Source organism: Microbacterium salsuginis, assembly GCF_012524205.1.
GTDB classification, from domain to species: Bacteria; Actinomycetota; Actinomycetes; order Actinomycetales; family Microbacteriaceae; genus Microbacterium; species Microbacterium salsuginis.
Genome location: NZ_JABACI010000001.1, coordinates 1,412,063 through 1,435,664, shown reverse-complemented (window position 1 = coordinate 1,435,664; position 23,602 = coordinate 1,412,063). Strand labels below are relative to the sequence as shown.

Here is a 23,602-nt window from a genome sequence, read left to right as displayed (position 1 = left end):
AGGAGCAGAAGGATGATGGACACACTCACAGTCGGCGAGGCGGTCGGCCGAGCCCTCGCCGGGCGTGGCGTCGCCCACGTCTTCGGCGTCGTGGGCAGCGGCAACTTCATGGTCACGCACGGTCTCGTCGCGGCGGGCGTTCCGTTCACCGCGGCACGGCACGAGATGGGCGCGGCCTGCATGGCGGATGCCTACACCCGTCTGACCGATCGAGTCGCCGCGGTGAGCGTGCATCAGGGCTGCGGCCTGACCAACGCGATGACGGGGATCGGCGAGGCGGCGAAATCGAACACGCCCATCCTGGTGATCTCGGGCGACGCTGCGGTCGGTGACACGATCGGCAACTTCGCGATCGATCAGGACGCCCTGGTCGCGTCCGTGGGGGCGGTGCCCCGACGCATCCATTCGGCGAAGACCGCCGTCGCGGACGCCGTCGCGGCCTACGACTACGCCGTGCGCCACCGCGCCGCCGTCGTGCTCTCGCTACCGGTCGACCTGCAGGCGGAGCCGTGCCCCGAGATCCCGGAGATCGACGCGGCGCCCCGAGTGATTCCCGCCGGCGCATCCACGGCAGGACTCTCCGAACTGGTGGAGGTGCTGGCTCTCGCCGAGCGCCCGGTGATCCTCGGGGGGCGAGGCGCCCGCCACGCCGCGACGGAACTGAGCGCCCTCGCGGCTCAGACGGGTGCGATCCTCGCACCGTCGGCGGCGGCGCGAGGTCTCTTCGCCCACGAGGAGTGGGGCCTGGACGTCATGGGCGGGTTCGCCAGCCCTGTCGCACGGGAGTTGATCCGTGACGCCGATGTGCTCGTCGCCTTCGGCGTCGCGCTCAACCAGTGGACGGCGCACCGCGGAACGCTGACGGTGCAGCCCACCCTGGTGCAGATCGACGACCGGCCGGAGGCGTTCGGCAAGCACCGCGACGTGACGTTCGGCGTCATGGGAGACACCGCCGCCGTGGCCGCGGCCGCCACGGCGCTCCTCGCAGAGCGCGGACCCGCGCGCGTCGGCTACCGCACCCCGCAGACGGCCGAGCGACTGCGACGCGGCCGGTACTGGGTGCAGGACCTTCCCGAAGAGCAGGAGCACCCGGACCGGATCGGACCCGCCGCGCTCAGCGCTGCCCTGGACGCCATGCTGCCGATGGAGCGGGTCGTCGTCCCCGACGGCGGGAACGTGAATTTGTATCCCGGGGCCTTCCTGCGCGTGCCGGATGAGCGCGGGTTCGTCATGCCGCTGTCGTTCCAGTCGATCGGCCTGGGGCTGGCCAACGGAATCGGCGCGGGGATCGCCCGTCCCGACCGCATGGCCGTCGTGGGCACCGGGGACGGCTCGTTCCTGATGGGAGCCGTCGAACTCGATACCGCGGTGCGTGCCAGGCTGGGCATGGTCGTCATCGTCTACAACGACGACGCGTACGGCGCCGAGGTGCACATCTTCGCTGACCAGCCGGAGAAGCACGGCATCGTGCGCTTTCCCGAGACCGACATCGCGGCGGTCGCCCGCGGGTTCGGATGCGACGGCGTGACGGTGCGCACTCTGGGCGACCTCGGCGCGGTGCAGGAATGGCTCGACGGCCCGCGAGACCGGCCGCTCGTGATCGACGCGAAGATCGCCGGCGACCCGTCGCCGCTGATGGCCGAGCACGCGATGCACTGACGGACGCGCGGCCTCAGAGGACGGCGTCGAGGAAGGCCGTCAGGTCCGCGGCCCACAGTTCCGGCTCCTCCCACGGGCCGAAGTGGCCACCTTGGGCGACGACGGTGAAGTGCCGGACGTCGAAGAACCGCTCCGCGTACTCCCGCGGCGGACATGCGATGTCGTGGCCGAAGAGTGTGAATCCGGTCGGCGCGGACGGCCGACGCGTGTCGTCCCGGCGCTCGAGCGCGCCCTCCCGGTAGTGGCGCGCCGCCGACCCGGCCGTCTGGGTGAGCCAGTACAGCGAGACCCAATCCGCGATCTCGTCAGGAGTGAATCTGCGGAAGACGTCGCCGGAGCAGTCGCTCCACGCGCGCAGCTTCTCGATGATCCATGAGGCCAGGCCGATCGGAGAGTCGTTGAGCGCGAAGGCCAGGGTCTGCGGCTTGGTGCGCTGCAGTGCCGCGTAGGCGCCTTCGTCGGCGAACCACGACGCCATGCCGTCCAGAAAGGCACGTTCGGCCGGGGAGGCCCTCGCCGGGTCGACGGTATAGCGATGCCAGGCGGGTACGTCGCCGAGGTGCAGCGCCGTGACCCGATCCGGATGCCTCGTGGCGAGCGCTTCCGCGACGGTGCTGCCGAGATCGGCGCCGTGGACAGCGAAGTGATCGATTCCCAGCGCGGACATGACCGTGGCGAATCGGTCGGCGATCCGGCTCGGGCCGGCGCCGGGGTGGCGAGGGCGGTCGGAGAACCCGAAGCCGGGGAGCGAGGGGATCACGAGGTCGAACCGGTCGGCGAGCAGCGGGATGGCCTTCTCGAACCGGGGGAATCCGTCGGGCCACCCGTGGATGAGCATGAGAGGGGTGCGCCCCGGCGTTCCCGCGCGCATCACGTGGACCTGTCCTCCCTCCGTCGGGACGAGGTACTGAGCGAACCCGTTCCACCGTTCCTGCGATGCGCTCCAGTCGTATTCGTTCTGCCAGTGGGCCGCGAACTCGCGGAGCACGGCCGGCGGCGTGCCCCACGACCAGTCCGCCGCCGCGCCGGTGACGTCGTCCGGCCAGCGCGTGCGTGACACTCGCGAGCGGAGATCGTCGACGGCCGTCGCGGGAACCTCGATGCGGAACGGGATCACGGTGCCACCGTAGCGGTGGCACCCGAAGCGGCCCCGGGCGACGGCATCCGATATTCAACGATTTCATGACGGGCGTCACGAAACACTTGACAATTGGGAGGGTGTGGGCGCACCATGACTTCAGTCCGGCACGCCGTGGTGAGGACCCGACACACGTCGAGAGCACCCGGCGGCCGGTGAACCCGAGCACCGTCCCCGAGAGGCCCGTCAATGAAGAAGAGTCTTGCCGTCATCGGCGTCGTCGCAGCCGCCGCACTCGCCCTGGCCGGCTGCACCGATTCCGGTGCACCCGCCAACACGTCCACCGCTGAGCCGGACACCGACTCCGGCGAGCTGACGACCGTCCGCGTCGCCGCGCTGCCCATCGCCGAGACGGGGGCCCTGTGGGCCGCCATGGAGGAGGGGATCTTCGAGGAGCACGGACTCGAGATCGAGGTCGTGCCCGCCCAGGGCGGCGCGAACGCCATCCCGGCGCTCATCAGCGGCGACATCCAGTTCGCCATCGGCCAGCCCTTCGGGCCCATCCGCGCCGACCTGCAGGATCTCGGCGTCGTCATCGTCGGCAACTACGCCAACAGCCTCGCCGAGGGCACCGACGTCAACGCGGTCGTCGCCCTGGGCGACTCCGGCATCACGCGTCCCGCCGACCTCGCCGGCAAGAAGGTGTCGGTCAACACACTCGGCGCCGCGGGTGACCTGACCATCCGCAAGGCCGTGCAGGACGACGGCGGCGACCCCTCGACGATCGAGTTCGTCGAGGTGGCGTTCCCGGACGTTCCCGCTCAGCTCGAGGCCGGCACGATGGACGCCGCGTGGGCACCCGACCCGTTCCGCGGCATGATCGTCGGCGCCGGTGGCGTCGAGGTCGTCGCGCCGTACCAGGCCACCATCCCCGGTCTCACAGTGCTCACGAGCATCACGACGCAGGCGCTCCTCGACGAGGATCCCGACCTGGTCGCGGCGTACTCCGAGGCGATGGCCGAGGCGCTGGAATGGGCCGCCGGCAACGAAGAGGCCGTGCGCGCCGCGATCGCCACCAACCTCGAGATCCCCGAGGAGGCCGCCGCCGGCATCACCCTGCCGGAGTTCACGTGGGACCTCGCCGACGCGGGCATCGAAGAACTCGGCACGCTGGCCGTCGAGTTCGAGTACATCGACGCCGAACCGGAGTGGGACCGCCTGCTGCAGCAGCAGTAGGAGTGAAGACGACCGGTCCCCACACCCCTCCGAGGCGCCGCTGGCGCGTCGCCCGGAGCCTCCGGGCCGCGTGAGCCCAGCCTCGCGCGGACCGGAGTGTGAGGCATCCGGTCGCCCTCCCGCCCCCGATCGTGCTCCCGACGTAGCGAAACCGAACGGATCGACCTTCATGGCCACCGCTGACGCTCCGATGATCGTCGCCGCCCCGCCCGAGCCTCTGCCCCGCGGGCGTCGTGCCCGGCGCAACCGCGGCCTGCGCAAGCTCGCGCTCGGCGTCGCCGGAATCGTGGGATTCCTGCTGATCTGGCAGCTGCTGCCGATCCTAGGGATCGTGAACCCGGCGTACTTCCCGACGGCGACCGAGACGATCGCGCAGCTGTTCGTCGAGTTCCGCGATCTGGAGTTCTGGCGCAACGTCGGCCGCACGCTGACCTCGTGGGGCATCGGACTGCTGATTGCGACGGTGCTCGCTGTCGTGCTGGGCACGGTCATCGGCCTGGTGCCGTTCCTGCGGCGCGCGACCCACACGACGGTGGAGTTCCTGCGGCCGATCCCGTCGGTGGCGCTGATTCCGCTCGCGATCCTGATGTTCGGCTATCAGCTGCAGGCGGCGCTGCTGATCATCGTCTTCGCGAGCTTCTGGCAGGTGTTCATCCAGGTGCTCTACGGCGTGGCCGACGTGGATGCCGTCGCTCGCGACACGGCACGCAGCTTCGGGCTGTCGCGGGGTTCGCGCATCGTCAACCTGGTGTTCCCGACGGCGCTGCCGTACCTCATGACGGGTCTGCGCCTGGCCGCCACCGTCGCACTGATCCTGGCCATCACGGCGGAGATGTTCATCAACGTCCCCGGGCTGGGCCGCGCGATCATGTTCGCGCGCGAAGCCGGCCAGTGGACCACGGTCTACGCGCTGGTGATCGTGACCGGCATGCTCGGGCTGCTCGTCAACCTGGTGTTCCGCGCGATCGAGCGCCGTTCGCTGTCGTGGCACCAGTCGGTGCGAGGGGAGGAGGTCCTGTGACCCTTTACACGAGCACGGTCATCACCCCGCGCCGCCCGTCCCGCGCGTGGGCGAAGTTCGGCGAGAACACCGCCTACGCACTCGGGCTGCCGATCCTCCTCCTGGTGATCTGGGGGATCTGGTCGTCGGTCTCGCCGGCGCCGTTCTTCCCGAGCCCTCTGGTCATCGCCGAGGCCTTCGTCGAGACGTGGGTCGGGCCGGCGTTCTTCGCCGACGTGCTGCCGAGCCTCGGGCGCCTGGCGATCAGCATCGTGCTGGCGGTCGTGCTCGGCATCGCGGCGGGCACCGTCATCGGGCTGGTGCGCTGGCTGCGCGAACTGCTGGAGCCGATCTTCGAGTTCTTCCGCGCCGTGCCGCCGCCGGTGCTGATCCCCATCGTCGCGGTGCTGGTCGGAGCCAACGACACGATGAAGATCGTGGTGATGGTCACCGGCGCGGTGTGGCCGGTGCTGCTCAACACGATCGAGGGCGTCCGTGCGACCGACTCGGTCATGACCGAGACGGCGCGATCCTTCGCGATCACGTCGGGGGAGCGGCTGCGGTACCTCGTCCTTCCGTCGGCGAGCCCGCGGATCATGACGGGCGTGCGGCAGTGCCTGTCGATCGCGCTCATCCTGATGGTCATCTCGGAGATGTTCTTCTCCTCATCCGGACTTGGGTACCGGATCGTCTACTTCCAGCGCAACTACCTCATCGCCGAGATGTGGAGCGGCATCGTGCTGCTCGGGCTCATCGGCGTGCTGCTCGCGGTGATCTTCGGGTTCGCCGAGCGGCGCGTGCTGCGCTGGTACCACGGAATCAAGGAGGTCGAGCGTGCCTGAAGCGCTTCTCAAGGTCGAGCACCTGCGCAAGGTCTACGAATCCTCGACGGGCAACGTCGAGGCGATCGGCGACATCAGCTTCGAGATGGATGCCGGCGAACTGGTGTGCATCGTCGGTCCGTCGGGCTGCGGCAAGACCACGCTGCTGAAGTGCATCGCGGGGCTGCTGAAGCCCACGGACGGGCTGGTCGAGCTGGACGGCAAGCGCGTCACGGCGCCGCCGCCGAACATGGCGCTGGTGTTCCAGGAGTACGGCCGAAGCCTCTACCCGTGGTTGACCGTGCGCGGCAACGTCGAGCTGCCGCTCAAGCACAAGAAGCTCTCGCGCACCGAACGGGACCGGCTGATCGACGACGCGCTCACCGCGGTCGGGCTCGAACACGCCGCCCGCAGCTACCCGTGGCAGCTGTCGGGCGGGATGCAGCAGCGCGTCGCGATCGCCCGCGCGGTGGCGTACCAGCCCGAGGTGCTCATCATGGACGAGCCGTTCGCGGCGGTCGACGCGCAGACCCGCGCCGACCTCGAAGACCTCGTCCGCACCCTGCACCGCGAGCGGGGCATGTCGATCCTGTTCGTGACCCACGACATCGACGAGTCTGTCTACCTCGGCCAGCGCGTGGTGGTGCTGTCGAAGTCACCGACGTGGGTGCAGGAAGACCTCGCGATCGACCTCGCTCCCGAGCGCGACCAGATCACCACGCGTGCCCTGCCCCGGTTCACCGAGCTGCGCACGCACGTGTACGAGCAGATCCAGCGTGCGAAGCGGGGCGAGGCCATCCGCCCGGGTGCGGCGTGACTTCCTCCCTCGCATCGCAGATGCTGGGCGAGACGGATGCCGAGACCTCCGTCCTCACTCGCAAGCCACGCCAGCTGCTGCTCGCCTTCTTCGGCGAGTACGTGTGCGATCGCTACTTCGAGCCGCTTCGGGCGAGCGTCCTCATCGGGGCGCTCGAGAGCGCCGGCGTCGCGGCATCCGCGGTCCGCACCAATCTCGACCGCATGGTGCACAGCGGAATGCTCGAGCGGCGGCGGCTCGGCCGTGAGATCGGATTCGAGCTGACCTCGCACGGCAGCGAGGTGCTGCGTGAGGCATCCGGTCGCGTCAACGGACCGACCCCGTTCGAACCGCAGGGGGAAGGCTGGACCGTCGTGACCTTCAGCGTGCCCGAGCACATGCGCACGCTGCGGCACCGTCTCCGCGCGGCGCTCACGTGGTCGGGATTCGCGGTGCTGCGCGACGGTCTGTGGATCGCGCCCGGCGCCGTCGATCTGGCGAGCGCCCTCGACGCGATCATCCCCGATCTGCCGCCCGGATCGGTCAACGCGTTCGCCGCGTCCGAGCTCGACGGCTTCCCGATGGCAGAAGCGGTGCGCACGGCCTGGGATGTGGAGCGCATCCGCGACGCCCACCACGAGTTCATCGCGCACTGGGAGCGTGAGGACTCGGCATCCGATCTTCCCCCGCTCACCACGCGGACGGTCCTGGTCGCCGACTGGCTCGCGCTGCTGCGGATCGACCCGCGGCTGCCGCGTCAGTACATGGGCGAGGACTGGCCCGCCGATCGCTCGTACGAGCTGTTCACCCGCCGCCACCGCGAGTTCGCATTCCCCGCCGTGCGCGACTTCGCCGCCCTCGTCGGCTGAGCCGGCGCCCCTCAGTCGCTGCTGAAGCGAGCGCGCAGGTCGGCCTTGCGCACCTTGCCCGAGGCGGTGCGGGGCAGATCCTCGACCACCACGACGTTCTTGGGCAGCTTGTAGCGTGCAAGCAGGCCGTCCAGGTGGGAGCGGACCTTCTCGGTGTCGACGTCGGCGCCCTCCTTGAGGGTGACGACCGCCCACGGCACCTCGCCCCATCGGTCGTCCGGCACACCGACGACGGCGACACCCGAGATGCCCTCGATGTCGGAGATGAGGTTCTCGACCTCGGCGGGGTAGATGTTCTCACCGCCCGAGATGATCATGTCTTTCAGGCGGTCGGCGATGTAGAGGTAGCCGTCGGCGTCGAGGTAGCCCAGATCGCCGGAGCGGAACCACCCGTCGTCGGTGAAGGCCTCGGCCGTCGCCTCGGGCAGTCCGTGATACCCGAGGAAGACGTTCGGTCCCGTGATCTCGATCTCGCCCACGGTGCCGCGCGGAACCATGTCGCCGTGCTCGTCGGCGATCCGCACCTCGGTGAAGAAGTGCGGCAGACCGACGCTGCCCTGCTTCTCACGGGTCATCGCCGGAGAGAGCGAGGTCGCCCCGGGGGAGGTCTCGGTCATGCCGTAGCCCTGCGAGAACGACAGCCCGCGTTCCTCATAGGCGTTCAGGATGCGTGTGGGTACGGCCGAGCCACCGCACGTCAGCTTCTGCAGCGTCGACAGGTCGGTGCGGGCCCAATCGGGGTGGTCGGCCATCATCTGGTAGGTCGTCGGCACGCCGCTGAGCATCGTGATCCCGTGCTGCTGGATCAGCCCGAGCGCCCGGCCGGGTTCGAACCCCTTCTCGAGCACGAGCGTCGCGCCCTTGAGGATGACGGGCAGCGCACCCATGCCGAGCGACGCGACGTGGAAGAGGGGCGAGATCATGAGCGACACGTCCGTCGAGACGACGTCGTAGTCCACGATGCAGTTCAGCGCGACCCAGGTGAGGTTGCCGTGCGTGAGCACCGCGCCCTTGGGGCGTCCGGTCGTACCCGAGGTGTAGATGATCGCGGCGGGATCGTCGAGGTCGACATCGGCGACGGTGTGACCGGCGGTCGCCTCGGCGACCAGGCGCGCGAGGCCCGGGCTCTCGGGAACACCCTCTCCGGTCACGATGACCTGGGCGATCCGCCCGGCCTCGACGCCCGGCATCGCCCGGTCGAGGAACTCCGGGTCGAGGACCAGCGCTCGAGCGCCGGAGTCCACCAGCACGTGCTGCATCTCGGGGGCGGCGAGCCGGGTGTTGATCGGCACGAACACGGCGCCCAGCTGCGCCGCCGCGAACATGACCTGCAGGAACTGCGGGCTGTTCTCGCCGATGTAGGCCACCGCGTCACCCTTGCCGATGCCGCGGTGGGCGAGCACCGCGGCGACGCGGTCTGCGGCATCCGCGAACTGCCGGTACGTCAGCTGCGCGCCATCGAAGATGACGGCGGGCTTGTCGGGGTTGCGCAGCCGCCGCTTGGCGAGCCAGAAACCCAGTCCCTTGTTGTGCATCGTTGCGGGGTCCTCTCCTTCGAGGCGCGAGCGACGGTGGATCAGGCGTAGAAGCGGTACAGGCCTCGTGCCACGACCGCGGGCTTGTCGGCGCCCTCGATCTCGATGGTCTGGTCGACGGCGAACTGATAGCCCCCGCGGACCTCGGTGACCTCGGCGATGATCGCGTTCATCCGGACGCGAGCCCCCACCTTCACCGGGGAGACGAAGCGCACCTTGTCCAGCCCGTAGTTGACCCTGGTGCCGACGCCGGTCACATCGAACAGCTCGGACCAGAACTTCACGGTGAGCGACAGCGACAGATAGCCGTGTGCGATGGGTCCGCCGAACGGACCGGAGGCCGCACGCTCGGGATCGACGTGGATCCACTGGTGGTCGTCGGTGGCGTCGGCGAAGAGGTTCACGCGGTCCTGCGTGACCTCGAGCCACTCCGACCAGCCGAGGTCGGTTCCGGCCATTCCGGCGACATCGGCGTAGGCGACGGTGGTGGTCATGGGGTGTCCTTACTCTGTGGGGCGTGAGGTTTGCGGGGTGGCGGATGCTGTCAGCCCGAGCAGACGCGCGGCGTTGGCCTTGAGGATGCCGGGCATGACCTCGGGCTTGAGCGTCGTCTGCTCGACGTCGCGTCGCCAGCGGTCGGGGGTCAGCAGCGGAAAGTCCGAGCCGAAGAGGACGCGGCTCTTGAGGTAGGAGTTCGCCGCGCGCACGAGCTGTTCGGGGAAGTACTTGGGGCTCCAGCCCGACAGGTCGATCCAGGTGTTGTGCTTGTGGGTCGCCACCGAGAGGGCCTCGTCCTGCCACGGGACGGAGGGGTGGGCCATGATGATCTGCAGCTCCGGGAACTGCGCGGCCACCGGGTCCAGCAGCATCGGGTTCGACAGGCCGAGGCGGAAGCCCCGCCCTCCTGGCAGCCCGGCGCCGATCCCGGTCTGGCCGGTGTGGAACAGGGCGACGACGCCGGCCTGCTCCAGCGCGCCGTAGAGCGGGAAATGAGCCTCGTCCGACGGGTCGAACCCCTGCACGGTCGGATGGAACTTGAAGCCGCGTACGCCGTGGTCTTCGATGAGGCGCCGGGCGTCGTCGAGCGCGGACGCCTTGCGAGGGTCGACTGAGCCGAACGGGATCAGGACATCGTTGTTGCGTGCGGCGCCCTCGGCCACCTCGGCGCTCGAGATGGGTGCGTGCCCGAGGTTCGTCTCGGCGTCGACGGTGAACACCACGGCCGCCATACGGCGCTCGCGGTAGTAGGCCGCGATGGAGTCGAGGTCGGGGTTCGGTCCGTCGGTCGAGAAGTACTTCGCCGCTGCCGCCGACAGATCGTCGGGCAGCGACGCGTGGCCGTGCCCGTCGACCTCGATGTGCACGTGGACATCGATCGCGTCGATCGCGTCGACGTCGATGGCGGATTCGTACCGGGTCATGTCAGGATGCCGGGCGCTGCAGCTCTTCGGGCAGCGGCGGGAACTTCTCGCCCACGGTCTGCAGGTCTCCCAGGGCGTCGGCGAAACCGGTGATGAGGTCGTCGTACGACCAGCCGCCGTCGCTGTAGGCGGTGGCGACGGGCTCGGGGTGCGACCACAGCTGCAGCCTGTCGCCGCCGATGCCGATGGCCTGGCCGGTGACCGAGGCGGCGGCATCCGATGCCAGATAAGCGATGAGCCCCGCGACATCGTCCGACGTCCCGAAGCCCAGGTCGTGGCGGAAGAACGGGGGCATGGCCTCGCCCTTCTCGTCGGCCTCGACCGCGGCGGCGAAGTACGGGACCGTGGCCGTCATGGCCGTCGCGGCGACGGGGATGACCGCGTTCGCCGTGATGCCGGCCTTCTTGAGCTCGAGCGCCCACGTGCGGACCATGCCGACGATGCCGGCCTTGGCGGCGGCGTAGTTGGTCTGGCCGAAGTTGCCGCGCTGCCCGGTGGGGGAGCCGATGCAGATGATCCGCCCGGGGATCTCGTTGGCGCGCATATAGGTGGCCGCCTCGCGCACGCACGTGAAGGTGCCGCGCAGGTGGACGCCGATGACCGTGTCGAAGTCGTCGTCGCTCATCTTCCACAGCACCGTGTCGCGCAGGACGCCGGCGTTGGTGACGAGGATGTCGAGCCGCCCGTACGTGTCGACGGCGGTCTGCACGAGCTGCTTCGCGGTCTCGGTCGGACCGACCGGCGCGACGACGGCGACCGCCTTGCCCCCGGCGGACTCGATCGAGGCGACCGCGTCGGCGGCCGTGGCCTCGTCGACGTCGTTCACGACGACCGCGGCGCCCTGGCGTGCGAGTTCCTGCGCGTAGGCGAGGCCCAAGCCGCGACCCGAGCCGGTGACGATGGCGACTTTGCCTTCGAGTGACATGCGTGACTCCCTTGTGTCCTGCGCAGCGCGTCCTGTCTACGTGTCGGTGCCTATTGAAGTCGCAATGGTTGAGATTGTCAATCGTTTGCTTCATCCACGAAGTGGGCTACGATCTGTGCATGCCGAAACCCGCCGACGTCGCCGCGACCGGACTGCGCGCATCGGCGCTGACCGACGACCTGAGCTTCCTGCTCGCCCGCGCCAATGCGATCGCACTGTCGGCCGGCAACGCGGCGCTCGCCGAGCACGGGTTGAAGGCGCGTTCGTACTCCGTGCTGTCGCTCGCCGCCGACGGCGCGGGCCCCTCGCAGCGCGAGCTCGCCGAATTCCTCCGGCTGGATCCGAGTCAGGTCGTCAGCCTCGTCGACGATCTGCAATCCCGCGGCCTCGTCGAGCGTCGCCCCGACCCCGCGGACCGGCGTGCCAACGTCGTCATCGCGACGGACGCCGGCCGCTCTCTCGCCGCCGCCGCGCGCGACTCGGCCCGGTCGGCCGAGGAGCGCGTGCACGCGCAGCTCTCTGCCGACGAGCGTCAGACCCTCACCGACCTGCTGCGCGCCCTGGCCTTCCCCGACGCCTGAGGCCGCGGCATCCGTTCTCTCGGCTACCGGCTGTCGAGGACGTACCGGTCGCGGCCGGCGAAGACGCCCACCACCGTCAGCAACACGAGCACCGCGAGCAGGAGCGACAGCGAAGCGGTCCAGCCGCCGGTGAGGCTGTGCAGCCAGCCGAACACGACCGGTCCCATCGCGGCGATGACGTAGCCGACCGACTGGGACATGCCCGACAGCGCCGACGCGGCGTCGTGGTCCCGGGCGCGCTGCGCCATCAGGGTGAGCGACATGCCGAGCGTCGCGCCGGACGACAGGCCGAGCAGCGGCGTCCAGACGAGGATCGCGCCGGGCGCGAGCATGAGCCCGGCGGCGCCGACGATCGCGAGCGACGGGATGAGGGCCGGTGCGAAGCGCTCGATGCGCCCGCGCAGCACCAGCGGGAGCAGGAGCGATCCGGCCAGCGAGAACAGCTGGTAGACCATCACGTCGACGCCCGCGACGACCTCGCTGCGCCCGGTGGACATCGAGATCGCGGCGAGCCACGTGACGAGCATGTAGAACATGGACGCCTGCAGTCCCATGTACGCGGCGACGAGCCAGGCCAGCGGATCCGTCCAGATGCCGGTGCGACCGTGCTGCGACGCCGACCGCGAGTGCGCCCGGCGCCCTCGGTGCGCCCACCACCAGACCGCGATCGCGAACGGGAGCAGGATGCCGCCGGTCACGAGCAGTGCGATGCGCCATCCCGCCGGGTCGCCGCCCAGCTCGACGTGCGAGATCGGCACGACCACGCCCGACGAGATCGCTCCGAATCCCGCGAGCAAGGCGGTGTACAGCGCCGTGACGGCCGGCACGTGACCGGCGAAATCGCGCTTGACCACCGATGGCATGAGCACGTTGATGATGGCGATCCCGATGCCGATGACGGCCGTGCCGATCCACAGGCTCACGACGGGCCCCGGCAGGGATCGCACCACGGTGCCCGCCAGCAGCACCACCAGCGACCACAGCAGCACGCGCGGCTGGCCGAAACGGCGGCTCAGATCGTGTGCCAGCGGTGAGAACAGGGCCCAGGCGACGAGCGGCACCGCCGCGAGCACACCCAGCGTCGAGATTGTCATCCCGGTGTCGGCGCCGATCTGATCGAGCAGCGGGCCGAGCCCGGTGATCGTCGGGCGCATGTTGGCGGCCACGAGGCACACCGCGGCGATCAGCAGCGCGGCCGAGGTCGCACGCGATCCGGAGGGCGGCGGGATGATCCGCGACGGTGAGGCCATGGATACCGGACTATAGCCGAGCCCCATCGCCGCGCCGCGCGCGGTTCTCGCTGAGCGGCAGTGGGCGTCACCGCGGCCCCGCCGGCTCGATAGCCTGGCGCGATGCGACCGCCCCGCCGTACCCCGCACTCGTGGTACATGATCGGCGTGACGCTCACGATCCTCCTCACCGCGGCGGTGCTGCGCTCGCCCATCGTCGCGGTAGCGCCCGTCGCCCGTGAGGTGGGTGCAGACCTCGCCGTCAGCGCCGGAGTCGTGGGTCTGCTGACGAGCATCCCGGTGCTGGCGTTCGCGGTGTGCGCCCCGCTCGCGGTCGTGCTCATCCGCCGGTGCGGTGCCGACCTCGCCCTCACGATCGCCCTGGCGGGGTCGGTGACGGGATGCCTGGTCCGCTCGTTCGGCGGTATCGCGGCGGCGATGATCGGCACCGCGATGATCGGCCTGTTCCTGACCATCGGCAACGTCGTCGTGCCCATCATCATCAAGCGCGAGTACGCGCCGGGGCGCGTGGCCTTCATGACGGGCGTCTACACCTCGGCAATCAACGTCGGCACGATGATCGTCACGCTCGCCACCGCACCGCTGGCCGCCGCGACGGACTGGCGGGTCGCGCTCGCGGTGTGGGGCGGCTTCGGTCTTGCGGCGCTCGCGACCTGGATCGGAACGCATGGCGTGCGAGCCCTCGTGCCCGTCGCAGCTCCCCGCACCGCCGATTCCGCCGACGGCACGCGCTCGGGGGCCTGGGCGCCGAGCACCTGGTTCCTCGCCGTCGCGTTCGCCGGGCAGGCGTTCGCGTTCTACGCGACGACGGCGTGGCTGCCCTCGCTGCTGATGGACGAGGGGATGCCGGCGGCACAGGCCGGGGCCGTGGCATCCGTCTTCCAGCTCGCCGGGGTCGCCGGCGCCCTGGGCATCCCGCTGTTCGCGCACCGCACCTCACTCGCCACCGGCGCCGTCGTCATCGGCGTCGCGTGGCTCGCGATCCCGCTCGGCTTCTTGTTCGCTCCCGGGGCGTGGGTGGTGTGGTGCGTCGTCGGCGGCCTGGCGCAAGGGGCCGGCATCACCTGGGTGTTCATCATGCTCAACGCCCTCGGCGGCGACGAGCGCGCAGTCGCGGGCCGGTCGGGCACGGTCCAGGCGGTCGGCTACGCGGTCGGGGCGAGCGGTCCGATCGTGCTCGGGGCGCTGCACGAGGCGTCGGGCTCATGGGCCGCGCCGCTGCTCGTGCTGATGGTCGCGGTGCTGGCGCTGCTGGTCGCCGGGTGGGCGGCGGCGCGACCGTTGTCGCGCGTGCCGACGGAGTGACGCGAGGGCCGTCGACGCGACGGCGCCTCCGTCAGGAGAGCCCCTCGAGCGGCCACCCGGTGTACGCCTCGGCGAGGTAGGTGCGGCCGGCCTCCGACTCGACGACCGAGCGCAGCTCGCCGAGCTGCCGCTGCCGGTCGAAATCCGAGGCATCCGGTGCCACGTGGAGCATGTTCGTCATCCACCACGAGAAGTGCTGCGCCTTCCAGATGCGGTGCAGCGCCGTGTCGGGGAAGGCCTCGAGCAGGCGCTCGTCACCGTCGAGCAGCAGGGCCCGCAACGCGCGCTCGAGGACGATGACGTCGGCGACGGCGAGGTTCATCCCCTTCGCGCCGGTGGGGGGCACGGTGTGCGCGGCGTCGCCGATGAGCGCGACGCGACCCCGCAGCAGCTCGTGCGCGACGAAGCTGCGGAACCGCAGCACATCGCGCTGGAAGATCCGGCCCTCCTTGAGCGTCGTGCCGGGCACGCGGTCCTGGAGCTGCTGCCACAGCTGCTCTTCGGTGAGGGCCTCGGGATCGGCATCCGGATCGCACTGGAAGTACATGCGCTGCACCGTGGCGCTGCGCTGACTGATCAACGCGAATCCGTTCGGCGAGTTCGAGTAGATGAGCTCGTCGGCGCTGGGAGGCGCCTCGCACAGGATCCCGAACCAGGCGAACGGGTACTCGCGGAAGTAGCCGCCGGTCGGTGAGCCCGTGACCGCCTCGCGCACGACGCTGCGGGAGCCGTCGGCGCCGACCACGAAGTCGGCCTCGATCTCGAGACGACGGCCCTCGGCATCCGTCGCGATGACTCGCGGGCGAGCGGATGCCGCGTCCTCGACGCGTTCGGCCGTCACGCCGAATCGCAGGTCCTGGCCCTTGCCCAGGCGCACCGCGATGAGGTCCTTGAGGACCTCGTGCTGCGGGTAGAGCCACACACCGCGGCCGACCAGGCTCGCGAAGTCGATGCGGTGGCCGTCGCCGGCGAAGCGCAGTTCGATGCCGTCGTGCCGGTTGCCGACCGTGCGCACGCGGCTCGACGCGCCCGACGAGTCGAGGATCTCGACCGTGCCCTGCTCGAGGATGCCGGCGCGGATGGTGGTCTCGATCTCTTCGCGCGTGCGCTGGTCGATCACGACCGACTCGATGCCCGCGTGGCCGAGCAGGTGCGACAGCAGCAGCCCGGCGGGACCGGCGCCGACGATCGCGACACGGGTGCGGATCGTGGTCATGGCGTCTCCTTCGGCGGATGCGGATGCTTCGGCCCAGTGTGCCCCGCGGGCCGGGCTATCGCTCGACGATTCCCGTTCAACGAGAAGCGCCGTCCGGCTCGGTTCAGTGGCGGTGGAGGTTGAGAAACCATGCGCCGGTTGAGACATCACGACGGGCGCGGTTCCTCAACCTCGATGTGGTTTCTCAACCTCTGTGCGGTTTCTGGAGCTCGAGCGACGGGGACGGATGCCGCAGCTCGAGGTGCGCGCGGAGGCGCCCGGTCAGCGGCGGTCGGCGCGGAGTGCGAGCTCGATGTCGCGAACGGCGGCGCGGAGGGCGGTGATCGCAGGCTCGGGCGGGGCCTCACGAGGCAGCACGACCGAGAGGGCGGCGACGACTTCTCCGGCGTCACGGATCGGCACGGCCACGCCGGTCGAGACGGACTCGATCCAGCCCGGCGCGACGGCGACGCCGGCGCGGCGCACCTCGGCCAGGATCCGGCGCAGGCGCGCGGCATCCGTCACCGTCTCGGGTGAGACGGCGCGCAGCGGGCTCGCGAGCACGCGGTCGCGCAGCTCGCCCGGCGCGTGCGCGAGCAGCACGATGCCCGACGACGACGCATGCAGCGGCAGCCGGCCGGCCACGCGCGTGATGTTCGCGCCGGCGTCGGGGTGGGAGAGCCGTTCGAGGAAGAGCGCTTCGTCCTGCTCGAGCACCGCGAGCTGCGTGTGCTCGCGGATCAGCGCCTGCACCGCCTCCATGTGCGGCAGTGCCGCCTGGCGCAGGCGCAGCGCGGTCGAGCCGCGGAGCGCGAGCTCCCACAGCCGCATCCCGAGGTGCACGCGCCGATCCTCGTCGCGCTCGAGCAGTCCCGCCGCGACGAGCTCGTCGACGATGCGGTGTGCCGTCGACGACGGCAGCCCGGCGCGGCGGCCGATCTCGGACGCCGACTGCATCGACCGCTCGGCGGTGAACGTCTCGAGCACGCGCACGATGCGGTCGGTCATCGAGTCGCCGGAGGGCGAGTTGGCCATGCGCCCACTGTGCCACGCCCGGCCACGGCCCGGCGCCCCGTCCGGGCCGGTAGCCTCGCACGGGGAGGAGCCATGGGCGAGGGCGAAGGCGTGCTGGAGCGCACGCTGCGCGTGCTCGGATGCTTCAGCGACGACGAGCCGGCAGTGACCGCCGCGGTGCTCGCGGAGCGGACCGGCCTGGCATCCTCGACGCTGCACCGCCTGCTCGCCACGCTCGTCGCGGAGGGACTGCTGTCGCGCGGGCCGGGGCACACCTACGCGATCGGCCCGCGGCTGTGGGAGCTCGGCGAGCTCTCGCCGCTGTCGCTGCGCCTGCGCGAGACCGCGCTGCCGCACATGGTGCGGCTGTACGAGGCGACGGGCGAGAACGTGCATCTCGCCGTTCTCGACGGCGCGACGCCCGAGACGACGAGCGCGCTGTACGTCGGCCGGCTCACCGGCCGGCAGTCCATCCCGACCCTGAGCCGGATGGGCGGACGTGGCCCCTTGCACACGACCGGCGTCGGCAAGGCGCTCCTCGCGACCCGCGACGAACCCTGGCTGGAGCGGTACTTCCGCGCGCCGCTGGAGCGCGAGACGGTCCACTCGATCACGACCGAGTCGCAGCTGCGCGCCGACATCGCGCGCACGCGGGCCGTGGGCTTCGCGACGACGCGCGAGGAGATGACGCTCGGCAACGTGTCGGTGGCCGCCGCGCTGCCACGGGTGGAGGGCCTGCCGCCGATCGCGGTGGGCCTGGTCGTGCACCTGCAGCGCGCCGACGAGCGCCGGCTGGGTCCGCTCGTGGTGCAGGCCGCGAAGGACCTCCACCACGACCTGCGACACGGCTGACGGATCCCGGATGCCGGGCGCCCCGCATCCGTCGCCCCCGATGCGTGCGAAAACACGGGCCCGTCGCGCCACACGCCGGGGTGAGGTGTCCGTCGCCGGCGTGTCGCCGTCTTCGACTGGTGTTTTCGCACAGCGGTTGCCGGGGATGCCGGGCGCCCCACATCCGGCGCCCCCGATGCGTGCGAAAACACGGGCCCGTCGCGCGACACGCCGGGGTGAGGCGTCCGTCGCCGGCGTGTCGCCGTCTTCGACTGGTGTTTTCGCACAGGGGATGCCGGGGATGCCGGGCGCCCGGCATCCGGAATCCCACTGAGCGGGAATCCGCGGTGCCGGTGCGAGGCCGCGGTGTCACGCTGGACACGACCGTTCCGTGGTGAACACGTGTGTCGAAGGAGACCTCATGACCTCAGCCGAACCCGATCCCCGGGGCGAGGAGGCGTTCTCGTCCTCGGTCGTGCTCGAGCAGGCCGCCGCACCCGAATCGCTGCTCGCCTCGCCCGATCAGCTCACGCAGGGTGAGATCACGCAGGAGATCGTCGACTATCACGCCGCCGCGGCACGCCGCGAAGCGGCCGGCGAGAAGCTGAACATCAGCCTTCACGACTTCCCGCCGTACCGGTCGACGCTGCTGCGCCACCCCACCAAGAACCCGAAGCTCGTCGACCCCGAGACCATCGAGCTGTGGTCGCCGGCGTTCGGGCAGCGCGATGTCGCCGCGATCGAGTCGGATCTCACTCTTCAGCACATCGGCGAGCCGCAGGGCGAGCGCATGACGGTGGAGGGCCGCGTTCTGGACTCGTGGGGCCGCCCGGTCGCGAACCAGCTCGTCGAGATCTGGCAGGCGAATGCGGCGGGTCGGTACATCCACCAGCGCGACCAGCATCCGGCTCCTCTCGACCCCAACTTCACCGGCGCGGGGCGCACCGTCACCGATGACGACGGGTACTACAAGTTCACGACGATCAAGCCGGGCGCCTACCCGTGGAAGAACCACGTCAACGCGTGGCGGCCGGCGCACATCCACTTCTCGATCTTCGGTTCGGGCTTCACCCAGCGCCTCGTGACGCAGATGTACTTCCCGGGCGACCCGCTGTTCCCGCTCGACCCGATCTACAACACGATCTGGCGCCAGAAGGACCGCGACCGCCTGATCGGCCTCTACGACCACGACCTGTCGGTGCCCGAGTTCTCGATGGGCTACCGCTTCGACATCGTCGTCGACGGCCCGGATGCCACGTGGTTCGAGCCCGAGGAAGGGGAGCACTGATGGCTGCCAAGCGTGACCTGGGCCCCAAGACCCACGAACCCACGGGCGGGCAGACCGTCGGGCCGTTCTTCGCCTTCGGCCTGGACTATCCGAAGAAGCACGAGGTCGTCTTCCCGCACAGCCCCGGCGCGATCGTGCTCGGCGGCACCGTGTTCGACGGTGCCGGAGCACCGATCCCCGACGCCGTTGTCGAGATCTGGAGCGCCGACGAGAACGGCGAGATCCCGCGCGCGCACGGCGCGTTCCGCCGTGACGACCACTCGTTCACCGGCTTCGGCCGCGCGGCGACCACCGACGTCGGCCGCTACGAGTTCTGGACCCGCAACCCCGGCTCGGTCGGCGGCGGTGCGCCGTTCTACTCGGTCGTGGTGTTCGCGCGGGGCCTGCCCGACAAGCTCGTGACGCGCATCTACCTGCCCGAGAACGAGGACCTCCTCGCCGCGGATGCGCTGCTGTCCTCGCTCGAGGCCGATGAGCGCGCTACGCTCGTCGCGACGCGCCTGCCGAACGGACACCTGCACCACGACATCCACCTGCAGGGCGAGAAGGAGACCGTGTTCCTTGCCTTCTGACGCATCCGCCGGCCCTCCCTCCGTGGGGGATGCCGGACTGCTGTCGCCGGTGACCGTGGGTCACGACGAGGCTGTGACGGATGCCGCGATCCTCGACGCGCTCGTGACCGCCGAGGTGGCGCTGGTCCGCGCGTACGGTGCTGCGGGCCTGGCGCCGGCCGAGGTGGTCGACGAGATCGAGACCGAGTTCGGCTGGGAGGGCGAACTGCGCGGATGCCGCGGCCACGGCATCGACCTCGATGCGCTCGTCGCCGCGTCGGTGTCGGGCGGCAACCCCGTCATCCCGCTGGTGCGCGTGCTCAAGGACCGCGTCTCGGAACCGGCGCGCGTGTGGGTGCACCGCGGCGCGACGAGTCAGGACATCGTCGACTCTGCGCTCATGGTGGTCGGCCGGCGCGCCGCGATCCACGTGGCGGCGTCGCTGCGGCACACCGAGATCGCCCTGCGGGGCTTCGCGCGCTCGCGCCGCGACGAGGTGGGCGCGGCGCGCACCCTGACTCAGCACGCGGTGCCGACGACGATCGGCCTGCGCGCAGCGACGTGGCTGCGTGGCGTGCGACGCGCCGCGGACCGGCTCGACGCCGCATGGCGGCAGCTGCCCGCCCAGCTCGGGGGCGCCGGCGGAACCCTCGCCTCGTTCGTCGAGATCGCGGGGACGGATGCCGCGTCCACCCTGCCGGCGACTTTCGCGCATGAGCTCGCCCTGGCGGCACCCGACGCCCCGTGGCACACGACGCGCTGGCCGGTGACCGAGCTCGGCGACGCCCTCGTGCAGGCGATCGACGCCGTCGGCGTCATCGCCGCCGATGTCGCGACGCTCAGCCGCACCGAGATCGGGGAGCTCGCCGAGGGTGCGACCGGCGGATCGTCGGCGATGCCGCAGAAGCAGAATCCCGCGGCATCCGTTCTCATCCGCTCCGCCGCGCTGCGGGCGCCCCAGCTCGGGGCGACCCTGCATCTCGCGTCGGCGCTCGCGGTCGATGAGCGGCCCGACGGCGCCTGGCACGCGGAGTGGCCGACGCTGCGCGAGCTGCTGCGGCTCGCGCTCGGGGCGACCGCGAACGCTCAGCGCCTGGTCGAGGGGCTTCACGTCGACACGGTCGCCGTCGCCCGCAACCTGGCAGCCACGCACGGGCTCGTCGTGGCCGAGCGGCTCTCACTCGTGCTCGGTCCGCGGATCGGCTCCGACGGCGTCGCTGCCCTCGTCGCGGCGGCCGGCGCCGGCCGCGATCTGAGACAGCTCGTGGTCGCCCTGCCCGAGGCGGCAGACCTCGACGTGGACGCCCTCCTGGATCCCGCCTCGTACACGGGCCTCGCCGCACAGCTGGTCGACCACGCCGTCGCGGGGCGCAGCGCCGCCACACCCGCGGACGCGGATGCCGACGAGCGCGAGGAGGACGCATGAGCAGGCCGTCGATCGCGCTTACACCGCTCGGTCGTCCCGCTGCGGGAGCGGACACCGCGCCCCTTCTCGTGCTCGGCCCGTCGCTGGGCACGTCCGCGATCCTGTGGGAGGACGTCGCACCGGCGCTCGCCGGCGAGTATCGGGTCGTGGCATGGGACCTGCCTGGCCACGGCGCGTCGTCGCCCGCCACCGCTCCCTTCACGGTGGCCGACCTTGCCGACGCGGTCGCGGAGGCCGTGGACGGACCGTTCCTCTATGCCGGGGTCTCGCTCGGCGGGGCCGTCGGACTCGCCCTCGCCCTGAGGCATCCGGATCGCGTGACCGCCGCCGCGATCGTGGCGTCCGGAGCGAAGCTCGGCGAAGCCGACGCCTGGCGCGAGCGCGCCGCCCAGGTGCGCGCGCAATCGACCTCGAGTCTCATCGTGGCCTCGGCGCAGCGCTGGTTCGCCCCCGACTCGGTCGCGCGCCGCCCCGAGCTGTCGGGACGGCTGCTGCACGCGCTCCAGGATGCCGACGACGAGAGCTATGCGCTGTGCTCCGAGGCGCTCGCCGAGTACGACGTGCGCGGCGACCTCGGCCGCATCGACGTTCCGGTCCTCGCGGTCTGGGGGACTCACGACGCCGTCGCGCCCGAGTCGAAGGCGGTCGAGATCGCGGACGGCGTCACCCGCGGTGCCGTTCGCGAGATCCCGGATGCCGCGCACCTGCCACCCGCCGAGCAGCCCGAGGCCGTGGCATCCGTCCTCTTGGACTTCTTCAGCCAGCAACGACAGGGGACGCGCGCATGACCAGACCCGCCGGCGAGGGGCTCTCTGACGAGGAGCGCTACGACCAGGGCATGGCGGTGCGCCGCGAGGTGCTGTCGAACGAGCACGTCGATCGCGCGATCGCCTCCACCACCGGACTGACCGCGGACTTCCAGGACTTCATCACCCGTGTCGCGTGGGGCGACATCTGGTCGCGACCCGGTCTCGACCGTCGATCCCGGTCGGTCGCCGTGATCACGGCGCTCATCGCGCACGGGCACCACGAGGAGCTCGCGATGCACCTGCGAGCCGGCCTGCGCAACGGGCTCACGGTCGACGAGATCCGCGAGCTCATCCTGCAGTCGGCGGTGTACTCCGGGGTGCCTGCCGCGAATACCGCCTTCCGCATCGCGAACGAGGTCTTCGCGTCGGAGTGACAACGCCCCAGCCGCGTGCCGCCGCCGCGAGCTCGCGGGCTTGCCACGCCGCCTGGCCCTCCGTGGTCACGAGGTCACCGACGCGGTGACGGGCCACGGGCGTCCGCGAAGCTTCCGCTGAGGGATCCGCTCGCGTAGACTGGTCGCAGAACGTACATGCGTTCGCAGAGCGAACACGGAGGCACTGTGATCGACAAGACCGTGGCATCCGTCGACGAGGCGGTCGCCGGCATCCAGGACGGTTCGACCGTCATGATCGGCGGCTTCGGGCGCGCCGGGCAGCCGGTGGAGCTCATCGACGCACTCATCGCACAGGGAGCGACCGACCTCACCGTGGTGAACAACAACGCCGGCAACGGCGACACCGGACTGGCCGCGCTGCTGGCGAAGAAGCGCGTGCGCAAGATCCTGTGCTCGTTCCCCCGCCAGCACGACTCGTGGGTGTTCGACGAGCTGTACCGCGCCGGTGAGATCGAGCTCGAGCTGGTGCCGCAGGGCAATCTCGCCGAACGGATCCGCGCCGCGGGCGCCGGCGTGGGTGCGTTCTTCTCGCCCACCGGCGTCGGCACGCAGCTCGCCGAGGGCAAGGAGGAGCGCGTGATCGACGGCCGCACGTATGTGCTCGAGTACCCGATCAAGGCAGACGTCGCCCTCATCAGCGCGCGGCAGGCCGACCGATGGGGCAACCTCGTCTACCGCGAGACCGCGCGCAACTTCGGCCCGATCATGGCGTCGGCCGCGGCGACCACCATCGTGCAGGTCGACCAGATCGTGCCGCTCGGGTCGCTCGAGCCTGAGAACGTGGTGACGCCGGGCATCTTCGTCGATCGTGTCGTCGCGGTGGGCGAGCGCGCCTGGCTGCGCGGCGGCGAGTTCGTCGGCGGTGTGGACATCGAGGGGCGGCCGCTGGCGAGACCGGATGCCGCAGCCACAGCGGAGGTGGACCAGTGAGCACCCAGCAACCCAGCGCGGCGGCGACCCGCATCACCCGCGAGCAGCTCGCCGCGCGCATCGCGGCGGACATCCCCGAGGGCTCGTACGTCAACCTCGGAATCGGTGCGCCCACGCTCGTGGCCAACTTCCTGCCGGACGACCTCGAGATCATCCTGCACACCGAGAACGGACTGCTGGGGATGGGCCCGGCTCCCGAGCCGGAGCGGATCGATCCCGACCTCATCAACGCGGGCAAGCAGCCCGTCACCGCGCTGCCCGGGGCGGCGTACTTCCACCACGCCGACTCGTTCGGCATGATGCGCGGCGGCCATCTCGACGTGTGCGTGCTCGGCGCGTTCCAGGTGTCCGAGCGCGGCGACCTCGCCAACTGGTCCACCGGCGCCCCCGGTGCGATCCCCGCCGTGGGCGGCGCGATGGACCTCGCGATCGGCGCGAAGAACGTCTACGTCATGACCGATCTGCTCACCAAGTCGGGTGAGTCCAAGCTCGTCCAGGACTGCACGTATCCACTCACGGGCGTGGGCTGCGTGACCCGCGTGTACACCGATCACGCGATCTTCGATGTGACACCCGAGGGCTTCGCCGTACGGGAGGCGTTCGGCGACAACACCGTTCAGTCACTGTCCGAACTGACCGGCCTGCGCCTGCGCGATTCAGCTGCGGCATCCGGAGAAGGGAACTGAC

Annotated in this window: 24 protein-coding genes; 16 read left to right on the top strand and 8 right to left on the bottom strand. The window is 70.7% G+C overall.

The features are described 5' to 3' along the window. Positions 1-12: 12 nt before the first annotated feature. A complete protein-coding gene (locus HF576_RS06800; protein WP_205834759.1) occupies positions 13-1,659 on the top strand; it encodes a thiamine pyrophosphate-binding protein in 1,647 nt (548 codons plus the stop codon). A 13-nt stretch (positions 1,660-1,672) separates the two neighbouring features. On the opposite strand, the gene HF576_RS06795 is transcribed toward HF576_RS06800, so the two are convergent. Then, a complete protein-coding gene (locus HF576_RS06795; protein WP_168911944.1) occupies positions 1,673-2,776 on the bottom strand; it encodes an alpha/beta fold hydrolase in 1,104 nt (367 codons plus the stop codon). Between the two features lie 210 nt (positions 2,777-2,986). Between HF576_RS06795 and HF576_RS06790 the strand changes: the two genes are divergently transcribed. From HF576_RS06790 to HF576_RS06770, 5 genes are all read left to right on the top strand, one after another. After that, on the top strand, positions 2,987-3,973 hold the full coding sequence (locus HF576_RS06790; protein WP_168911943.1) for an ABC transporter substrate-binding protein: 987 nt from the start codon (positions 2,987-2,989) through the stop codon (positions 3,971-3,973). A gap of 169 nt (positions 3,974-4,142) precedes the next feature. Beyond that, positions 4,143-4,994, top strand: a complete 852-nt coding sequence (locus tag HF576_RS06785; protein WP_205834757.1) for an ABC transporter permease — start codon at positions 4,143-4,145, stop codon at positions 4,992-4,994. Then, entirely contained in the window at positions 4,991-5,815 is an 825-nt protein-coding gene (locus tag HF576_RS06780; RefSeq protein WP_168911941.1) for an ABC transporter permease subunit, read from the top strand. The genes HF576_RS06785 and HF576_RS06780 overlap by 4 nt, the downstream gene beginning before the upstream one ends. Next, entirely contained in the window at positions 5,808-6,611 is an 804-nt protein-coding gene (locus tag HF576_RS06775; protein WP_168911940.1) for an ATP-binding cassette domain-containing protein, read from the top strand. The genes HF576_RS06780 and HF576_RS06775 overlap by 8 nt, the downstream gene beginning before the upstream one ends. Beyond that, positions 6,608-7,459 (top strand): PaaX family transcriptional regulator C-terminal domain-containing protein, encoded by an 852-nt coding sequence (locus HF576_RS06770; RefSeq protein ID WP_168911939.1) that lies wholly within the window; start codon positions 6,608-6,610, stop codon positions 7,457-7,459. Before HF576_RS06775 ends, HF576_RS06770 begins: the two co-directional genes overlap by 4 nt. Before the next feature lie 11 nt (positions 7,460-7,470). Here the strand turns inward: HF576_RS06770 and menE are convergent, their stop codons facing one another. Genes menE through HF576_RS06750 form a run of 4 tightly spaced genes read right to left on the bottom strand, consistent with a single transcriptional unit; the run spans position 7,471 to position 11,340 of the window. Next, on the bottom strand, positions 7,471-8,994 hold the full coding sequence (gene menE, locus HF576_RS06765) for an o-succinylbenzoate--CoA ligase (protein WP_168911938.1): 1,524 nt from the start codon (positions 8,992-8,994) through the stop codon (positions 7,471-7,473). Positions 8,995-9,035: 41 nt separating this feature from the next. Further along, positions 9,036-9,488: a MaoC family dehydratase gene (locus HF576_RS06760; RefSeq protein ID WP_168911937.1), complete on the bottom strand. Its 453-nt coding sequence runs from the start codon at positions 9,486-9,488 to the stop codon at positions 9,036-9,038. A 9-nt stretch (positions 9,489-9,497) separates the two neighbouring features. Continuing rightward, the gene (locus HF576_RS06755) at positions 9,498-10,415 is read right to left on the bottom strand and encodes an amidohydrolase family protein (RefSeq protein WP_168911936.1); all 918 of its coding nucleotides are present in this window, start codon (positions 10,413-10,415) and stop codon (positions 9,498-9,500) included. A 1-nt stretch (position 10,416) separates the two neighbouring features. Then, positions 10,417-11,340 (bottom strand): SDR family NAD(P)-dependent oxidoreductase, encoded by a 924-nt coding sequence (locus HF576_RS06750; protein WP_168911935.1) that lies wholly within the window; start codon positions 11,338-11,340, stop codon positions 10,417-10,419. A gap of 119 nt (positions 11,341-11,459) precedes the next feature. Between HF576_RS06750 and HF576_RS06745 the strand changes: the two genes are divergently transcribed. After that, positions 11,460-11,921 (top strand): MarR family winged helix-turn-helix transcriptional regulator, encoded by a 462-nt coding sequence (locus tag HF576_RS06745; protein WP_168911934.1) that lies wholly within the window; start codon positions 11,460-11,462, stop codon positions 11,919-11,921. A gap of 23 nt (positions 11,922-11,944) precedes the next feature. Here the strand turns inward: HF576_RS06745 and HF576_RS06740 are convergent, their stop codons facing one another. Then, complete coding sequence (locus HF576_RS06740) at positions 11,945-13,171, bottom strand: MFS transporter (RefSeq protein WP_240948651.1); 1,227 nt, start codon at positions 13,169-13,171, stop codon at positions 11,945-11,947. Positions 13,172-13,273: 102 nt separating this feature from the next. Here HF576_RS06740 and HF576_RS06735 point away from each other — a divergent pair, with 102 nt between their 5' ends. Further along, a complete protein-coding gene (locus tag HF576_RS06735) occupies positions 13,274-14,476 on the top strand; it encodes an MFS transporter (RefSeq protein WP_168911933.1) in 1,203 nt (400 codons plus the stop codon). Positions 14,477-14,507: 31 nt separating this feature from the next. Here HF576_RS06735 and HF576_RS06730 read toward each other — a convergent pair whose 3' ends face one another. Together HF576_RS06730 and HF576_RS06725 are read right to left on the bottom strand one after the other, a co-directional pair. After that, complete coding sequence (locus HF576_RS06730; protein WP_168911932.1) at positions 14,508-15,692, bottom strand: 4-hydroxybenzoate 3-monooxygenase; 1,185 nt, start codon at positions 15,690-15,692, stop codon at positions 14,508-14,510. A gap of 261 nt (positions 15,693-15,953) precedes the next feature. After that, the gene (locus tag HF576_RS06725) at positions 15,954-16,706 is read right to left on the bottom strand and encodes an IclR family transcriptional regulator (protein WP_168911931.1); all 753 of its coding nucleotides are present in this window, start codon (positions 16,704-16,706) and stop codon (positions 15,954-15,956) included. A gap of 72 nt (positions 16,707-16,778) precedes the next feature. On the opposite strand from HF576_RS06725, the gene HF576_RS06720 reads away from it, so the two are divergent. The 8 genes from HF576_RS06720 to HF576_RS06685 all read left to right on the top strand — a co-directional run bounded on the left by HF576_RS06720 (position 16,779) and on the right by HF576_RS06685 (position 23,601). Further along, a complete protein-coding gene (locus tag HF576_RS06720; RefSeq protein ID WP_168911930.1) occupies positions 16,779-17,537 on the top strand; it encodes an IclR family transcriptional regulator in 759 nt (252 codons plus the stop codon). Between the two features lie 400 nt (positions 17,538-17,937). After that, complete coding sequence (pcaH, locus tag HF576_RS06715) at positions 17,938-18,804, top strand: protocatechuate 3,4-dioxygenase subunit beta (RefSeq protein WP_168911929.1); 867 nt, start codon at positions 17,938-17,940, stop codon at positions 18,802-18,804. Further along, the gene (pcaG, locus tag HF576_RS06710; RefSeq protein WP_205834755.1) at positions 18,804-19,376 is read left to right on the top strand and encodes a protocatechuate 3,4-dioxygenase subunit alpha; all 573 of its coding nucleotides are present in this window, start codon (positions 18,804-18,806) and stop codon (positions 19,374-19,376) included. Before pcaH ends, pcaG begins: the two co-directional genes overlap by 1 nt. After that, positions 19,366-20,781, top strand: a complete 1,416-nt coding sequence (locus HF576_RS06705) for a lyase family protein (RefSeq protein WP_240948650.1) — start codon at positions 19,366-19,368, stop codon at positions 20,779-20,781. The genes pcaG and HF576_RS06705 overlap by 11 nt, the downstream gene beginning before the upstream one ends. After that, positions 20,778-21,569, top strand: a complete 792-nt coding sequence (locus tag HF576_RS06700; RefSeq protein WP_168911927.1) for an alpha/beta fold hydrolase — start codon at positions 20,778-20,780, stop codon at positions 21,567-21,569. Before HF576_RS06705 ends, HF576_RS06700 begins: the two co-directional genes overlap by 4 nt. Continuing rightward, positions 21,566-21,964: a 4-carboxymuconolactone decarboxylase gene (gene pcaC / locus HF576_RS06695; RefSeq protein ID WP_168911926.1), complete on the top strand. Its 399-nt coding sequence runs from the start codon at positions 21,566-21,568 to the stop codon at positions 21,962-21,964. The genes HF576_RS06700 and pcaC overlap by 4 nt, the downstream gene beginning before the upstream one ends. 186 nt (positions 21,965-22,150) lie before the next feature. Beyond that, positions 22,151-22,915 (top strand): 3-oxoacid CoA-transferase subunit A, encoded by a 765-nt coding sequence (locus tag HF576_RS06690; RefSeq protein WP_168911925.1) that lies wholly within the window; start codon positions 22,151-22,153, stop codon positions 22,913-22,915. Continuing rightward, the gene (locus HF576_RS06685; RefSeq protein WP_168911924.1) at positions 22,912-23,601 is read left to right on the top strand and encodes a 3-oxoacid CoA-transferase subunit B; all 690 of its coding nucleotides are present in this window, start codon (positions 22,912-22,914) and stop codon (positions 23,599-23,601) included. The genes HF576_RS06690 and HF576_RS06685 overlap by 4 nt, the downstream gene beginning before the upstream one ends. Position 23,602 lies beyond the last annotated feature (1 nt).

Excerpts from the sequence above, each read along its gene's own strand:
- HF576_RS06800 (WP_205834759.1), top strand. The coding sequence starts at position 13 with ATGATGGACACACTCACAGTCGGCGAGGCGGTCGGCCGAGCCCTCGCC.
- HF576_RS06790 (WP_168911943.1), top strand. The coding sequence starts at position 2,987 with ATGAAGAAGAGTCTTGCCGTCATCGGCGTCGTCGCAGCCGCCGCACTC.
- HF576_RS06785 (WP_205834757.1), top strand. The coding sequence starts at position 4,143 with ATGGCCACCGCTGACGCTCCGATGATCGTCGCCGCCCCGCCCGAGCCT.
- menE (WP_168911938.1), bottom strand. The coding sequence starts at position 8,994 with ATGCACAACAAGGGACTGGGTTTCTGGCTCGCCAAGCGGCGGCTGCGC.
- HF576_RS06760 (WP_168911937.1), bottom strand. The coding sequence starts at position 9,488 with ATGACCACCACCGTCGCCTACGCCGATGTCGCCGGAATGGCCGGAACC.
- HF576_RS06755 (WP_168911936.1), bottom strand. The coding sequence starts at position 10,415 with ATGACCCGGTACGAATCCGCCATCGACGTCGACGCGATCGACGCGATC.
- HF576_RS06750 (WP_168911935.1), bottom strand. The coding sequence starts at position 11,340 with ATGTCACTCGAAGGCAAAGTCGCCATCGTCACCGGCTCGGGTCGCGGC.
- HF576_RS06745 (WP_168911934.1), top strand. The coding sequence starts at position 11,460 with ATGCCGAAACCCGCCGACGTCGCCGCGACCGGACTGCGCGCATCGGCG.
- HF576_RS06740 (WP_240948651.1), bottom strand. The coding sequence starts at position 13,171 with ATGGCCTCACCGTCGCGGATCATCCCGCCGCCCTCCGGATCGCGTGCG.
- HF576_RS06735 (WP_168911933.1), top strand. The coding sequence starts at position 13,274 with ATGCGACCGCCCCGCCGTACCCCGCACTCGTGGTACATGATCGGCGTG.
- HF576_RS06730 (WP_168911932.1), bottom strand. The coding sequence starts at position 15,692 with ATGACCACGATCCGCACCCGTGTCGCGATCGTCGGCGCCGGTCCCGCC.
- HF576_RS06725 (WP_168911931.1), bottom strand. The coding sequence starts at position 16,706 with ATGGCCAACTCGCCCTCCGGCGACTCGATGACCGACCGCATCGTGCGC.
- HF576_RS06720 (WP_168911930.1), top strand. The coding sequence starts at position 16,779 with ATGGGCGAGGGCGAAGGCGTGCTGGAGCGCACGCTGCGCGTGCTCGGA.
- pcaH (WP_168911929.1), top strand. The coding sequence starts at position 17,938 with ATGACCTCAGCCGAACCCGATCCCCGGGGCGAGGAGGCGTTCTCGTCC.
- pcaG (WP_205834755.1), top strand. The coding sequence starts at position 18,804 with ATGGCTGCCAAGCGTGACCTGGGCCCCAAGACCCACGAACCCACGGGC.
- HF576_RS06700 (WP_168911927.1), top strand. The coding sequence starts at position 20,778 with ATGAGCAGGCCGTCGATCGCGCTTACACCGCTCGGTCGTCCCGCTGCG.
- pcaC (WP_168911926.1), top strand. The coding sequence starts at position 21,566 with ATGACCAGACCCGCCGGCGAGGGGCTCTCTGACGAGGAGCGCTACGAC.